Here is a 14,838-nt window from a genome sequence, read left to right as displayed (position 1 = left end):
TGGCGGCGTGACGACTGGCGGGTCACAAAGGTGCGGGAATCTTGTAGAACGTGACGTCTCGTGGATTTCCATGGTTACGTAGTCAAACGGTCCAGAGGCGGCACATGCAGGCTCTTCGAAGTTAAGCGGGGTTGAGGTATCCGCGGCCTCGTCGGGTGGTGGCACATCGGGTGCGTAAACGCTGATTCTCGGGATTGCGGAAGCCGTAGGCGTCGCGGGCGGTGGTCTTGATGGCGCGGTTGGTCCCTTCGGAGCCGGCGTTGGTGATGCCGGTCCGGATGAAGGCCAGGATCTCTGGCCACCAGGTCTCGATGGTGGTGGCCAGGCGTTCGAGTTCGGGCAGGTCGGAGGCGGCGCAGCGATCGTAGAAGCGAAACAGCCGGTCGGCGATGACGCTCCGGTCGGGGTGGGTGCGGGCCAGGGCGAGCAGGTCCAGCAGGTCTTCCTTGGCGTTCCACGCGGCCAGAATCGGCCGGCCCAGCCGTGCGGGCAGGGCATGCAGGTCATCGACCATCGGATCCAGTTGACAGCCGTGCATCCGGGCCGCGGAGCGGGTGAGCCGGTTGCGCAGTTCCCACTCGCGGTTGCCCTTGCGCCCGCGTCGGCCGCGGATCTGGACGGTGAGGCGGCGGCGGACCTCGGTGAGTGCCTGGTTGGCCAACTGCACGATGTGGAAGTGATCGACCACCAGCGTGGCGTGCGGTAGCACGGCTCGTACGGCGGCTTTGAAGATGGTGCACATATCGATCGCGACGAAGGCCACCTGCTGCCGCCAGGCTGGGTCACGCTGGTTGAGCCAGCCGGTCACGGCGGCGATGGTGCGGCCCTCGACCTGGCCGAGCAGGCCTTGGTCGCCGGACAGATCCACGAACCCGGTATGCCAGCGATCCACCGCTGTCGCCCACGTGCCGGTGGCCTCCTCCAGCATCCAGCGCGGCCGGCCGCGGCGGACTTCATCGATGCCCAGCACGGTGACGAGCGCGGGCTGGGCGGGCAGTACCCGATGAGCGTGCTCGGTGAAAGCGGCCGAGACGATCGGCCAGGACACCCCGTTATCTCGCGCTGATTGGATCACCGTTCGCCCGCCATCTCCCACGGCGGCACCGCTGGCTTGGCGTAATCGCCGGGTCAGCCGGGAGCGTGCGGGGATCTGCGGCACCTGTTCGGTGAACGTTTGACGCGGGCAGGATGCCTGGTCACAGCACCAGCGACGCTTACGCCAGCGCAACGCACACCGCCGCCCGCCGACCGGCAGGTCCCGTGGGCGGGTGGTCACCCATTCCTTCATCCGGACTGCGGCGACCCCGCACTGCGGGCAGCATCTGGCCCATTCATCCGCGGTGGCCAGGTGCACCACCGGGCCGTCCTGCACTCCGTCACCTGCGGCGACGACCTTCGTGACGGCCACGCCGTCCAGGCCGAGCAGCAGCGTCGTATCGTTGACCATGCTCGTGGCTTCTCTGCTGTGATCTTCTTGCCTCGACAACAAGAAGGATCATCGAGAGCCACGAGCCCGCTCAAGCCTTCTGAGCCCGGCGAGCCCTCAAACCCCGATCAAGTTCGAAGAGCCGTGTTGTGGTCACCGGAAGCCAGGAAACGAACACACAGTCCCTGGATGCTGTCAACGCTGGGCCGTCTTCTAAAGAATCGACAATTCACTTACCCGGGATTCTGTGTTTCGGATCATACAGATCAGATCCACTCGGTCCGGGGGAGCAGATCAGTCCGACCGCTTCAAAAAGCCGTCGCGGTCAATGTCGAGGGCGTCGAAGGCCTTCGCGAACTTTTCTTCGTCCTTCTGATCCATGTCGCCCGATCCTTTCTGGAATGTCGGTGCCGCACTTGTCGCGAGACGATCATCTGCAGCGTAGCGGCCCACCGAGAATCATCAAGACATCTCCACCATAAATTCGGACTAGCCGTAATGTTGACCGAAAACCGGCCAGATGCGAGCAGACGGGTTTCTGACCAGGAAGAGTCCGGCTTTCTGGAGGGCGAACAAATGCGACCAGAGCGAACGTTCTAGAACGATATGGCAGGGCGGGTTGACTTGGAAGAAGAGCATGTGAGATTCCTATTATGGCAAAGCAAGACGGGGCTCAGGGGCGCGAGATCGCACAAATCTCGATCCACACTTCGGCGCTGCACATGTCCCATTCCACATACGGATGGCGACCAGCGATGCCGGAAATCCGCAAATGCCCAGAGCGTCTTTTCTGAGCACCATCGGTCACCGGCCGGATCACCAGATCACCGACTCCTTGGCCACGGGGTTGAGGAGCATTCACCCAGGGAGAGGCATGACCAGCACTGAGAACAACCTCATCAGCCAGCTCTCCGAGCACGACCAGCGGTTCACCAGCCTCCAGGTCAACTATGTGACAGCCGACACGATCGGCCTCACCTACGACCTGATGCCGGGAGCCGAGCCCATCGACGCCGGTTACGTCGTCGCCCTCTGGCAAGACGAGGACCAGATCCCGTGGGACAACACCCCGCTGAAGACCAAGGCGATCGGTTCCCAGCAGCACGGGAGCCTGGCCTTCGACGGCCTGAGCATGCAGGCCAACTCCTACATCATCGGACTGACGGTCGGCCCCATGAAGACCGAGACGCAGCTGGCCCGTAATGTGGTCGCCTCGGCTTACGTGCCCAACCCGGACGCCAAGGCGGAGTTGGACCACGATTTCCTGACCCTCAAGTTCGTCGGCCCCACGTCCGTCGCCGTGCAGTTCAACTGCCTGGCCGGCTACCTCGCCCAGACCAACCTGGCGTGGATGGGGATGTGGCGCGGCCAAGCGGCCTCGCACACCAAGGCACCGGACTGGGTCACCCGGGTGACGATCGACTCCAACTTCGGCACCGCCGCGTTCAACGACGTCTCGATCGGCGTCGGGCTCACCTACACCATCGGCTTCTTCACCTCGGGCTGGTGCACCGAGCCGGAGAACAGGAACCAGAAGACACTCGCCTGCTCACTGACCTTCACTCAAGGCCGACCCTGACCAGCAGATGAGGCTCGGGCGGGGACCCGCCCGAGCCTCCGAGGAGAGGCCCAGGGTTTCGGGCGTTTCCCAGGCCATCAGATGCCGCTCAGGGTCGGTTTCCTCCTCCGCGCACTGGTTGTTCCCGCCAACCACGCACCGCGGGCCGGGACTCATACCACTGTCAGCATGTGCGGTGGTTGGGATGTTGCATTAAACGTCGTGAAGTAGCGCAAGGGCCTCTTCAAGCGCCTGCGGGCTTGGGGCTACGAGATCATGGAGCTTCTCTTCTTCCCTGTAGAAGTAGAAGGTGGGCACGTTCCGGACATGCAGCTCTTTGACCAGGTCGGCAACGTCGTCCACATCGGCAGTCAGGAAACGGATGCCCGAGAACTTATCCAAATTCGAGAACTTCTCGTAGTGGATTGTGATGGCCCTGCAGGGGCCGGACCACGTGGCGGTGAACATGGCGACGACGCGCCGGTTGTCCCGCAGCAGTTGATGGAACTGTTCCTTGGTGGTGACCTTGACGACCGCACTCATTACCGGTGCTCCTGTCCAGTAGCGTATCGAAGGCCTTCTGAGCGAGGGCCTGAAGGCGCACGCAGCCCGTCGGGGCGCTGCCCTCCCGGTCTGGGTGCGATCATCATTCTGTCCGGCAGAGCGGGCGTGGTACAGCGGCAGATCACGTCAAAGACCAACACTGTCTGAGGATCGGCCCGGAACGACCCCCCTCGAAAGGGGGCCCCAATCCCGCCTGCCGCTGTGCGATTACACCGAAGAACTCTCCGACCTCGGCGAGGGCCGGGGGGTACGAGCCTGGATAACCTGACGCCTGACGCTGGGACACGTGAAGGCCCGGCCGGAGCTGGTGGCCACCACCGAAGAGGAGTAGCCGAGCGCTGATCTCGCGGTGCTGTAAATCCAGCTGGTCCGGTGACCACAACACGCGGCTGCCCCCGCTCGGCGCTCGTCGTCGCCCGCGCACCTGCTCCAGGTCCTCGGTGACGACCTGGAGCCGGGCCTCGGCGGCGGCCACGGCCGCCGCCGCCGAGGTGTCGGCCTCAGCCTTGGCTTGGACCGCCTGCTCGGCCTGCGCGCGGAGCCGGTCGCGCTCGTCGTCGAAGCGCTGCCACGCGGCGGCCAGTTCCTCGCGGACTGCCCGGGTGTCGCGGCGGGCCTCGGTGGCGGCCTCCGTGGCGTCCTGTAGTTGCTCGCGGGTGGCGGTCAGGCGCTGCTCGGCCTGCTCGGCCCGGTCGGTCAGGCGGCGGGCCTCGGCGCGCTCGGCGGTGCCCGCGGCGCGGCCTACGCAGCCGTCCGCCGCGGCGAGCTCAGGGCCCGCCTAGGCTGTTTCGCTTCTACGATCGCTGCGCCGCCTCCGACCTGCCCGAACTCGAACGCCTGGCCACCACCATCGAGACCTGGTGGCCAGAGATCCTGGCCTTCATCCGGACCGGCATCACCAACGCCGGCTCCGAAGGGACCAACCGCGCCATCAAGACCACCGCCCGCGACGCCTACGGCTTCCGCAATCCCGAGAATCAGCGTTTACGCACCCGATGTGCCACCACCCGACGAGGCCGCGGATACCTCAACCCCGCTTAACTTCGAAGAGCCCACATGCAGAGGCAAGGGCGCGTAGTTGCATCTCCGTCTGTCCATCCCATTTGCTGTCGACTCCACCCTGAAGCAGCATGATATGAGGGTGACCTTTGGTAAGCCGGGTACGGGATGTAGGTGGCGGATCAGTCCACTGAGGGTGTCATGGACGTTCAGGTGGTGGCGAAGGGGGCGATCTTCTTCTTAGCTTTCTGAAGTGGATGAATACGCACTCCAGAGCGCCCCAATGCGTGGGTAAGGGGACCAGTCCCATGAGGATTGTCGTCCGTACCTGCGCACGTCGCATGACGATCAGGTTGGCCTGGGAAGTACCGGCTTACCCGGCAGGACATGACGGCCTAGCAGTGGGGCGGTTCAGCGTGCCCTTGGACGTGGGGTGCCAGCCGTACCCGTCTGCCCGTCCATCCCGCCTGCCGTCGATCCACGGTCGAAACCATGATCACTGCGGCGCTGGCGGAACAGGACCGGAACAGCGGCACCTGAACCAGGCAAAACCCCTGGTCAGAGAGTTGAAGGGTGACGAGTCGGCCTGTAGGCCGGGTTCTGTCCTTCGTGAGAAGGGGCGACCATCCATCTAGGACCGCCGTTGCCGGCGGTCTCGAGCGGTCTACCCGCGCGGCTCGGGCGGGCCGCCCTCGAACGTCGCGCGCGGGACGCTCCGGAGAGCGTCCCTTCTTGACCTTGCTCCGGGTGGGGTTTACCTAGCCGCCCACGTCGCCGTGGGCGCTGGTGGTCTCTTACACCACCCTTTCACCCTTACCTCCCGTCAAACCGGGAGGCGGTCTGCTTTCTGTGGCACTGTCCCGCGGGTCACCCCGGGTCGGCGTTACCGACCACCCTGCCCTGCGGAGCCCGGACCTTCCTCGGCGGGCCCGCGTGGGGCCCGACGCGGTCGCCCGGCCGACTCGTCTGCTGAACTGTATCAAGTCACAAGCTGTTCCCAAGCCAGCCACAAGAGAGATCCACTGGAATAGGCCCGTCATCGCCTGAGGAGGGCGATGCGCACAGTGGCCGTACCGGGTGTCTCCCCGCTCCCACCGACACCCGGTACGGCCCGGTGATCAGCGCAGGTGCGCGGTGTCGTTGAACGACTTCACCACGGCCGGGCCGTCCGCGTAGTACTCGATCAGCGACAGGCACGCCAGGTCGAGGTGCATCCGGTAGAGCGACTCCAGCGGCGCCATGAGGGCGAGTCTCAGGAGCATCTTGATGGGCGTCACGTGGGAGACCGCCAGAACGGTCTTGCCGGCGTACCGCTCCACCAGTCGCTCCCCCGCCGCCTGCACCCGGACGGCGGTCGTGGCGAAGCTCTCGCCGCCGGGCGGGTCGGTGGTGGGATCGGCGAGCCAGGCGGCGAGCTCGGCCGGCCACTTCCGCTGCACCTCGGTGAACGTGTGGCCCTCCCAGGCGCCGAAATCGGCCTCCCTGAGGTCCTCGTCCACCTCGACGTCGAGGCCGGTCCGCTGGGCCACCGCAGCGGCGGTCTGCCTCGCGCGCTTGAGCGGCGACGTGACGATCACATCGGGCCGGTACGGCTCCCGCGACAGCCGCTCCGCGGCCGCCGACGCCTGGGCCAGGCCGTTGGCCGTCAGCTCGGCGTCGCCCAGGCCGGAGAACCTGCGTTCCAGGGACAGCTCCGTCTCGCCGTGCCTGAGCAGGAGCAGCGACGTCGCCACCCGGGTCGGCGGGGCCCAGCCGGTGCCCTTGGCACGCTGCTGCGCCGCGGCCACGGAGGCGGTCGGGGCGGATATCTCGGAAATGGTGCCCGCGTCGAGGAGGTCCGTCTGCTGCCCTGCCGGCGGCTTGTCCAGTGCGTCAGGCGCGGTCGCGCCGCCGGCCTTCCAGGTCAATCCCTTGGCGGCGGCGTCCATGGCCTCGTTCGCCAGGCGGTCGGCGTGCTTGTTGCGTTCGCGGGGGATCCAGGTCCACTCCGTCACCCGCAACCGCCTGGCCAGCGCCCCGGCCTCGAACGCGAGCGGCCGCAAGCCCTCATTCTTGATCTTCCAGCGACCCGCCATCTGCTCGATGACGAGCTTGGAGTCCATCCGCACGGCCACCGACGCGCCCTCGCCGCCCAGCCGGAGCGCCGCCGTGAGGCCGGCGATCAGCCCGCGGTATTCGGCGACGTTGTTGGTGGTGACGCCGATCGCCTCGGCCGCCTCGGCCAGCACCTGGCCGTCCGAGGCAGCCATGACGACCGCGCCGTAGCCGGCCGGGCCCGGATTGCCCCGCGAGCCGCCATCCGCCTCGATGACGTAGTGCGTCACAGGCCTGACTCTGCCGTTCGTACGAGGATTCGCCTGCACTCGTCGCACCGCAGCACCTCGTCGTGGGGCGCGGCCTTGATGCGGTTCATCTCGGCGATGGACAGGGCCACCTTGCAGCCCTGGCACCGGCCACCTTGCAGCATGGCGGCGCCCACGCCGTACTGGTCCCTGAGCTTCGTATAGAGGGTGAGCAGGTCGGCGGGGATCTCGCCGGCGACGGCGGCGCGGCGGCCCTTGACCTCGCCCGCTTCCTTGTCGATCTCGGAGAGCGCGGCGTCGCGGCGGCTCTCCGCAGCGGACAGGGCGGCGCCCGCCTCGTCGCGCTGCGCCACCAGGTCGGTCACCTTGGTGTCGGCGGCCTCGCGGCGCTCCATGATCTCCAGCACGACCTCTTCCAGGTCGCCCTGGCGCTTCTGCAACGAGACGATCTCGGACTGCAGGCTCGCCAGGTCGCGCGGGGAGGTGACCGCGCCGGAGTCGAGGCGCTTTTGGTCGCGGTCGGCGCGGGTGCGTACGGCGTCGACGTCGCTCTCCGCCTTGGTCTGCTCGCGCGCCAGGTCGCCGGCGTCCGTCTCGGCCTCGATGACCTGGGTGGAGAGCTTGGCGAACTGCTTCGACAGCGCGTCGATCTCGGCCAGCTCGGGCAGGGTGCGGCGGCGGTGCGCCAGCCGGTCAATCACGGAATCGAGCTCTGCCAGGTCGAGCAGTCTCTTCTGGGCCTCAGGGGCTGCTTTCATGATCAATATCCTCTTGTCCAAGCATCGGTGACCGTGGCGGAGACACGCGTTTCAACGGTAACGCCACTGGCGCGCAGGATGGACGCGGCGCTGTCGAGCCAGGGCCACTCGGTCGCCCAGTGCGCCGCGTCGATCAGCGCGGGGCCGCCCGATTCCATGAACTCGCTCGACGGATGATGCCGCAAATCGGCCGTCAGGAACACGTCGACTCCCGCGGCGGCGGCCGTACTGAGGAGCGAGTCACCCGCTCCCCCGCTGACGGCCACGCGCCGGACGGGACGGGACAGCTCGCCCGCCACGCGGATCCCTCCAGGGGTGTGCGGCAGCCCTTTCGCCGCCTGCGCCGCGAACTCGCCCAGCGTCGTCGCCTCCGGCAGGTCGCCGATGCGGCCCAGCCCGCGCCACGGGTCGTCGGGGAAGGGCTGGAGCGGGACCAGGTCGCCGACCAGGCCGACGGCTCTGGCCAGGGCGTCGGACACGCCGGGGTTGGCGACGTCGGCGTTGGTGTGGGCGGTGTAGAGGGCGATGTCGTTCTTGATCAGAGTGTGGATGAGGCGGCCCTTGGGGGTGGTCGCGGCCACGCTGGTGGTGCCGCGCAAGTAGAGGGGATGGTGGGTGACGATCAGGTCGGCCCGCCATTCCAGGGCCTCCTGCGCCACCGCGGCGACGGGATCGACCGCGAACAGCACCCGCCGCACCCGCTGGGCCGGATCCCCGCTCACCAGACCCACCGCATCCCACGACTCGGCTCGGGCGGGCGGGTAGGCCGCCTCGAGCACCTCGATCACGTTCGTCAACGTCACAGCAGCCACCTGCGCAGACTACCGGCCCGCGGGAGGGCCTCGCGGGCATGGGAAGGGGTGTCGTTAGAACAAGGTTCGGCGTAATGTAAGTGGATCCTGACGGGCGGAGGATGACATGACACCAAGCGTCGCGATCATTGGCGCGGGGTTCGGCGGATTGTGCATGGCGATCCAGCTCGAACGGGCCGGGATCCGGTCGTACACCGTTTTCGAGAAAGCGGACGACCTCGGCGGCACCTGGCGAGACAACAGTTATCCGGGAGCGGGGTGCGACATTCCTTCGCATCTGTACTCTTATTCATTCGAGCAGTACGCGAGCTGGACGCGCCGCTACCCCGAGCAGTCGGAAATTCTTGGCTATCTAGAGCATTGCGCCGATAAATACGACGTCAGGCGAAAAATCCGCTTCCGCGCAGAAGTCCGCCGAGCCGTCTTCGACGGCGTGAAGTGGCAGCTCACGACCTCCCAGCCGGCCGAGCACACAGAGGCGTTCGACGTGGTCGTCATGGGAGTGGGGCAGCTCAATCGGCCCCACTTGCCGGACATTCCAGGAATGTCGGGGTTCGAGGGTGTTGCCTTCCACTCGGCACGCTGGAACCACGATCACGACCTCGCCGGCCGGCGGGTCGCGGTGATCGGGAACGGGTCGTCGGCGGCCCAGCTGATCCCGCGCATCGCCGCGCAGGTCGAGCGGCTGCACGTCTTCCAGCGCACCCCCAACTGGGTGATCCCCAAGCCGGACGCCACGTTCGGCCCGCTGACCAGGTTCGCCTTCCGCTCCGTCCCCGGTCTTCAGCGGGCCTACCGCGAGTGGGTCTACCGGTACGCCGAAGCCACCCTCTATCCCGCCCTCGCCCAGGGGTGGAGCGCGGAACCGCTCAAGAAGCGAGCACTGAGGCACCTGCGCGACCAGGTGCCCGACCCGGAGCTGCGGGCCAAACTCACCCCCGGCTATCCGCCCGGCTGCAAACGCGTCGTCATCGACAGCACCTTCTACCCGGCGTTGACCAGGGACAACGTCGACGTGGTCACGGACAAGATCGTCCAGATTACGCCGAAGGGCATCGAGACCACCGAGGGCCTGCGGGAGGTGGACACGATCGTGTACGCGACCGGCTTCAAGAGCACCGAGTTCCTCGCCCCGATGGAGATCATCGGGCGCGGCGGGCGCTCGCTGGAGGAGCAGTGGAACGGCGGGGCCTCGGCGTACCTGGGCATTTCCATGCCGAACTTCCCGAACCTGTTCCTCCTGTACGGCCCCAACACGAACCTCGGTCACAACTCCATCATCTTCATGATCGAATGCCAGGTGAACCACATCATGGCGTGCCTGCCGCACCTGTCCGGGCACGGCCCGATCGAGGTGCGGCCCGAGGTGATGGCGGCATGGAGCCGGCAGCTCGACGCGGCGATGGCGCGGATGGTGTGGGGCGGCGGATGCCAGAGCTGGTACAAGACGGCAGAGGGCCGCATCACGAACAACTGGCCAGGTTCCACGACGCTCTACCGCAAGCTGACGTCCAAGCCCCCGCTCACCGCCTACCGTCCCATTCCCGCCACGTAGCCGGGACGTCTGATCGAGCGCCAGCCCTGTGCCCCTGATCGAGTGCCCGCCGTGTGCCCCTGATTGAGCGCCCGCCGTGTGCGCCGGCGCGCCCGCCCTCGTATCCCCTTGCGGGTCATGGTGTCCCCGCGGGTACGGCGCCCACCGTCCCACCCCTCAGCCGGACGGGACCGTCGCCTCGGGGTTGGACGGGGTGCCAAGTGGATCGAACCGGGGTCGTACGGATGATCCAAAAGATCGGACCCAGGGGGCATTTGAGCAGCTCAGGCCCTCGCGATAGCGTCCAAGCATGACGATTGACCTGCACCAACGCGCACTCGTGGCCGACACGCACAATGATCTGCTGATGGCCGTCTCCGCCCGGCCGCCACAGCAGTGGGCCTCGTTCTTCCGCGAGCGATGGCTGCCCCAGCTCCTCTCGGGCGGGGTCGATCTACAGGTGCTGCCGGTCTTCATCGACAATCAGCACCTGCCGGAGGGCGCGCTGCGGCAGACGTTGCGCATGATCGAATGTGCGTACGTGCTCGCTGAGGGCAACGCCGACCACGTGCGGATCTGTCTGGACGCGACCGAGATCGACAGAGCGCTCCAGGACGGCAAGATCGCGTTGCTGATCGCGCTGGAGAGCATGCCGGGCATCGACACGAACGTCGAGCTGATCTCGACCGTCCACCGACTTGGCGTACGCGTGGCGTCCATCGCGCACTTCGGCCGCACGCAGTTGGCCGACGGCAGCGGCGAGGACGCCACGGGCAGCGGGCTCACCTCCCACGGCATCGCCGCGCTGGCGGAGATGGAGCGGCTCGGCATCGTCTTCGACGTCTCCCATCTGGGCGCCTCCGGTGTCACGCACGTGCTGGAGCTGGCCACCAAACCTGTCATGGCCACCCACTCCTCCGCCCGCGCGCTGCGTGACCACCACCGCAACCTCACCGACGACCAGCTACGCGGCGTGGCCGCCACCGGCGGGGTGATCTGCGTCAACTTCTTCGCGCCCTTCCTCACCGACCGCGAGGAGGACGTGACGCTCGACCGGCTGCTCGACCACATCGAGCACATCGTGGGGGTCGCCGGCATCGACCACGTCGGTCTCGGCCCCGACTTCATCCGCGAGGTCATGACCGACCTGACGCCACCATGCTGCGAGGGCGTCAACCCGAGGGGCGTGGACCCCAGAGCCGCGATCCCAGGACTGGAGGGGCCGTCGGGTCTCCCCACGGTCACCGAGGGCCTGCTCGGTCGCGGCCTGCCGGAGAAGGACGTCATGAAGATCATCGGAGGCAACGTGCACAGGTTCTTCGGAGAGCTGCTGGCATGATCGGACCTCCCGCCCGGCGGAGCGCGGCACAGGCCGATGCCGTCTACGACGACCTGCGCACGGGGCACGCGCCCGCGATAGCACGAACAGGCATCGCGGGCGGCTTTCGAACGCGTCCATCGGCGTGCCGCCCGATCGGGCCGGCCGGCCCCGCGAACGCACGGCCCACTAGACGACCGGGCCGAGCTTCCTCTCCATCGCGCAACTGTTGGAGAATTCCTCGTAGTGAGCCACCCGCTGCCCGTACCAGTGGCCGTGCACGCTGACCTGGACCGGCGCATAGACCAACGGGCACGGACCCGGATCGACGTCGAGATCTGATATCCGCCCGTCAACCTGCCGCAGCGCGTCACACGCCGCCACCGGCTGCGAGTGCGCCCCTCTGTCCGGGTCACAGGTGAGGCGCGTGGAGTACGCGGAGCCTTCAGAGGAGGTGACGGTGATGTACAGGTCCACACCCGCGGTGACGGCTCCGGCAGGGGACGTCCCCAACGGCACGGTCAGGATCGCCGCGGTGCACAGTCCGAGCGAGACCATCCTGCGAGCGGCGGTCAGCATGAACGTCATGGGAACCTCCCGGTCAATGGGCGTCCCGGCGTGGGACGACACACCTCCCTAGATAACTACAGTCAGTAATCGATCTACAACTATGCGTGGCGTGGCGACTTCAGAGTTGTGGCTCGCACACGTGCTGCTATTCATGCCGGTGAGCGCGTTCGGCCGACACAGGTGAAGGATGCGCGACTGGCACCTCGAGCGCACGGTCCAGGGCTTGCGACGGGTTCTCGACCGGCGGCGCGTGCGCGAGGGAGTGTGCCGGCCGCGAGGCGCAGTGCGCACCGGCACGCAGCGCACGAGGCACGTCACACGGCACGAGGCACATCACACGGCGCACGACCGGAGCGGACGGCGGCACGCGCGGCACGAGGCGCACCGCACGACCCCGTGGGGCGGGCACGAGGGGCGGGCACGAGGGGCGGGCACGAGGGGGTGTGGGGGGCGGGCACGAGGGGGTGTGGGGGGCGGGTGTGGGGTTCGGGGGCGTGGGCGGGGTCGTACCGGGGGCATGTGCGAGGGCAGCGGGTGCGGTGATCAGGGGGCCAGGATGCGGGACGTCGTAGGCGTCTGGTGGGGCGCCTGGGCGGTGGGGCGAAAGGCATGCGTCAATAGGCGGATGAACAGTCAGAGCGAGGAGGCGGCGGCCAAGGCCGGTGTGGTGATCAGGGAGTTGCGGGAGATCGACGAGTTCCGGCAGGTCTACCGGCTCTTCGACGACATCTGGCACCCGGATCCGGGCAACCCGCCCGTGACCGTCGAGTTGATGATCGGGTTCGCGCACACGGGCAACTACGTGGCCGGCGCCTACGAAGGGGACACGCTGGTCGGCGCGTCCGTCGGGTTCCTGGCCGCCGGGCGGTCGTTGCACTCGCACGTGACCGGGGCCGTCATGGGGCGGGGCATCGGGTACGCGCTGAAGCTGCACCAGCGGGCCTGGTGCCGGGAACGGGAGCTGGAGAAGATCACCTGGACGTTCGATCCGCTCGTACGCAGGAACGCCTGGTTCAACCTGGTCAAGCTGGGCGCCAGGCCGGAGGCGTACCTGGAGGACTTCTACGGGCAGATGGCGGATGCGATCAACGAGGGGGACGCCTCCGATCGGCTGCTGGCGGTGTGGCCGGTGGCTCCGGAGGAGGCCCTGACCGCCCGCCCGGTCCCGTCCCCGCCCGAGGCGTACCCCGTCTTGCTGGAGTCCGAAGGCGAGCGGCCCGTCGTCAGAGGGACGCTGGGGGATGTGGTGCGCGTGGGGACGCCACCGGACATCGAGAAGTTGCGGGCGAGGGATCCGGCGGCGGCGAAGGCATGGCGGAAGATCATGCGGACCGTGCTCGGCGGGCTGATGAGCGCGGGCGGGCGAGTGGCGGGCTTTACGGAGCGCGGAGAGTACATAGTGATGGTTAAGGAGCTATTCCACTAACGTTTCCACTCTCTGTAATGTGGCGGTCAGGTAAGCCGAACAAGGAGACCGCATGGCGGAGTTCATCCCCACCGTTCCTGCGCGCGTCCTACCATCCGTCACCGTCCGCGACCTACCCGATCCCCCCACCTCGAAGTGGCGCGTCATCGGCCCCGGCCTGGTCGGTGCCGGGGTCGGGCTGGCGTCCGGCGAATTCATCCTCTGGCCGTACATAGCTTCCCAGGTCGGGCTCATCTTCATCTGGGGAGCCGCGATCGGGATCATCACCCAGTGGTTCCTCAACATGGAGATCGAGCGCTACACGCTGGCCACCGGCGAGACCGCGCTGACCGGGTTCAGCAGGATGTGGCGGCACTGGGGCCTCGTCTTCGTGCTGATGGCGCTCCTTTCGAACCTGTGGCCCGGCTGGGTCACCAGCTCAGCGACCCTGGTGACGTACCTGACCGGGTCGGACGCGAGCAGCGTGCGGTGGATCGCCATCGGCATGCTCGTCATCATCGCGCTCGGGCTGACGATGGCGCCGGTGATCTACACGATGCTGGAACGGGTGATCTTCGTGAAGATCGCCCTGGTGGCGACGCTGATCGTGGTCGCCATCCTGTTCGCGATCAATGCCGAGAGCTGGGCCGAGCTGGGCAAGGGCCTGAGCGTCGGGGCCCGGTTCCCGGCGCCGCCGCTGGAGTTCGCGGTGCTGATGGGCGCCATCGCGTACGCAGGCGCGGGCGGCGGCCAGAACCTGTGCCAGAGCAACTGGATCCGCGACAAGGGCTTCGGCATGGGCGTGTACGTGCCGCGCCTGGTCAGCCCGGTGACCGGGCAGGAGGAGGCGGCCGCGTCGACCGGGTTCCAGTTCGCGCCCACCAAGGAGAACCTGGCGCGCTGGCGGCAGTGGTGGCGCTTCGCCAACATCGAGCAGGCGTGGACGTTCGGGCTGGTGTCATTCGTGACGATCGCCCTGATGTCGATGCTGGCCTACTCCACCGTCTTCGGCAAGGAAGGGCTGGCCAACAGCATCAGCTTCCTGAAGGTGGAGGGCGATGCGCTGCAGAGCATCGTCGGCCCGTGGTTCGGGGTGCTGTTCTGGCTGATCGGGGCGCTGGCCCTGTTCGCCTCGGCCATGGGCATCGTCGACTACACCTCGCGGCTGGCCTCCGACACGATCAAGACGGTTTACCTGCGGGACAAGCCGATCTCGGTGAACCGGATCTACTTCTTCACCGTCTGGGCGATGGCGCTGGTCGGGATCGGGATCCTGCTGCTGGGCTTCGACCAGCCGCTCATCCTGCTGGTGTTCTCGGCGAGCTTCGCGGCCGTGATGATGTTCGTGTACTCGATCCTGCTGATCATCCTGAACCGGCGGGCGCTGCCCGACGCCATCAAGGTGCGCTCCTACCGGCTGGGGGCGCTGATCTGGTCGGTGGCGTTCTTCGGCTCGCTGACGGTCCTGACCTTGTTCCAGCAGGCGCAGAAGCTGTTCGGCGGGTCGTGAGGACGGCGATCTGACCTCACCACCGCATCGGACACCAAAGGGCGGTTCCCACACGCTGGGAATCGCCCTTTTCGGTCGTCG

At 67.3% G+C, this 14,838-nt stretch carries 14 protein-coding genes and 1 other RNA gene; 7 read left to right on the top strand and 8 right to left on the bottom strand.

Annotation, left to right across the window (positions count from 1 at the left end; genetic code table 11):
- Positions 1-121 precede the first annotated feature (121 nt).
- Entirely contained in the window at positions 122-1,447 is a 1,326-nt protein-coding gene (locus tag ACTMTI_RS27015; RefSeq protein WP_441123323.1) for an ISL3 family transposase, read from the bottom strand.
- A gap of 273 nt (positions 1,448-1,720) precedes the next feature.
- The gene (locus ACTMTI_RS27010) at positions 1,721-1,879 is read right to left on the bottom strand and encodes a hypothetical protein (RefSeq protein WP_441123322.1); all 159 of its coding nucleotides are present in this window, start codon (positions 1,877-1,879) and stop codon (positions 1,721-1,723) included.
- A gap of 421 nt (positions 1,880-2,300) precedes the next feature.
- Here ACTMTI_RS27010 and ACTMTI_RS27005 point away from each other — a divergent pair, with 421 nt between their 5' ends.
- The gene (locus ACTMTI_RS27005; RefSeq protein WP_441123321.1) at positions 2,301-3,005 is read left to right on the top strand and encodes a hypothetical protein; all 705 of its coding nucleotides are present in this window, start codon (positions 2,301-2,303) and stop codon (positions 3,003-3,005) included.
- 192 nt (positions 3,006-3,197) lie between these two features.
- Here the strand turns inward: ACTMTI_RS27005 and ACTMTI_RS27000 are convergent, their stop codons facing one another.
- Positions 3,198-3,527, bottom strand: a complete 330-nt coding sequence (locus ACTMTI_RS27000; RefSeq protein ID WP_441123320.1) for a thioredoxin family protein — start codon at positions 3,525-3,527, stop codon at positions 3,198-3,200.
- A 532-nt stretch (positions 3,528-4,059) separates the two neighbouring features.
- On the opposite strand from ACTMTI_RS27000, the gene ACTMTI_RS26995 reads away from it, so the two are divergent.
- A complete protein-coding gene (locus ACTMTI_RS26995; RefSeq protein ID WP_441123319.1) occupies positions 4,060-4,194 on the top strand; it encodes a hypothetical protein in 135 nt (44 codons plus the stop codon).
- Positions 4,143-4,589, top strand: coding sequence for a transposase (locus ACTMTI_RS26990; RefSeq protein WP_441123432.1), 447 nt, complete (start codon positions 4,143-4,145; stop codon positions 4,587-4,589). The genes ACTMTI_RS26995 and ACTMTI_RS26990 overlap by 52 nt, the downstream gene beginning before the upstream one ends.
- Before the next feature lie 531 nt (positions 4,590-5,120).
- On the opposite strand, the gene rnpB is transcribed toward ACTMTI_RS26990, so the two are convergent.
- From rnpB to ACTMTI_RS26970, 4 genes are all read right to left on the bottom strand, one after another.
- An RNA gene (gene rnpB / locus ACTMTI_RS26985) (RNase P RNA component class A) lies at positions 5,121-5,512 on the bottom strand.
- Positions 5,513-5,665: 153 nt separating this feature from the next.
- Positions 5,666-6,871 (bottom strand): bifunctional RNase H/acid phosphatase, encoded by a 1,206-nt coding sequence (locus ACTMTI_RS26980; RefSeq protein WP_441123318.1) that lies wholly within the window; start codon positions 6,869-6,871, stop codon positions 5,666-5,668.
- Entirely contained in the window at positions 6,868-7,608 is a 741-nt protein-coding gene (locus tag ACTMTI_RS26975; RefSeq protein ID WP_441123317.1) for a zinc ribbon domain-containing protein, read from the bottom strand. Before ACTMTI_RS26975 ends, ACTMTI_RS26980 begins: the two co-directional genes overlap by 4 nt.
- A 2-nt stretch (positions 7,609-7,610) precedes the next feature.
- Positions 7,611-8,411, bottom strand: coding sequence for a Nif3-like dinuclear metal center hexameric protein (locus tag ACTMTI_RS26970; RefSeq protein ID WP_441123316.1), 801 nt, complete (start codon positions 8,409-8,411; stop codon positions 7,611-7,613).
- A 115-nt stretch (positions 8,412-8,526) separates the two neighbouring features.
- Here ACTMTI_RS26970 and ACTMTI_RS26965 point away from each other — a divergent pair, with 115 nt between their 5' ends.
- Both ACTMTI_RS26965 and ACTMTI_RS26960 read left to right on the top strand, forming a co-directional pair.
- Positions 8,527-9,975, top strand: coding sequence for a flavin-containing monooxygenase (locus ACTMTI_RS26965; RefSeq protein WP_441123315.1), 1,449 nt, complete (start codon positions 8,527-8,529; stop codon positions 9,973-9,975).
- A 289-nt stretch (positions 9,976-10,264) separates the two neighbouring features.
- Complete coding sequence (locus ACTMTI_RS26960) at positions 10,265-11,293, top strand: dipeptidase (protein ID WP_441123314.1); 1,029 nt, start codon at positions 10,265-10,267, stop codon at positions 11,291-11,293.
- 168 nt (positions 11,294-11,461) lie between these two features.
- On the opposite strand, the gene ACTMTI_RS26955 is transcribed toward ACTMTI_RS26960, so the two are convergent.
- Complete coding sequence (locus tag ACTMTI_RS26955) at positions 11,462-11,860, bottom strand: SSI family serine proteinase inhibitor (RefSeq protein WP_441123313.1); 399 nt, start codon at positions 11,858-11,860, stop codon at positions 11,462-11,464.
- 607 nt (positions 11,861-12,467) lie between these two features.
- Between ACTMTI_RS26955 and ACTMTI_RS26950 the strand changes: the two genes are divergently transcribed.
- The gene (locus tag ACTMTI_RS26950; RefSeq protein WP_441123312.1) at positions 12,468-13,268 is read left to right on the top strand and encodes a GNAT family N-acetyltransferase; all 801 of its coding nucleotides are present in this window, start codon (positions 12,468-12,470) and stop codon (positions 13,266-13,268) included.
- Positions 13,269-13,320: 52 nt separating this feature from the next.
- Entirely contained in the window at positions 13,321-14,757 is a 1,437-nt protein-coding gene (locus ACTMTI_RS26945; protein WP_441123311.1) for an Nramp family divalent metal transporter, read from the top strand.
- Positions 14,758-14,838 lie beyond the last annotated feature (81 nt).

It is taken from the genome of Nonomuraea sp. H19, assembly GCF_052068215.1.
GTDB lineage: Bacteria > Actinomycetota > Actinomycetes > Streptosporangiales > Streptosporangiaceae > Nonomuraea.
The sequence above is the reverse complement of the archived record's forward strand: the minus strand, read 5'-3'. Positions and strand labels throughout refer to the sequence as shown.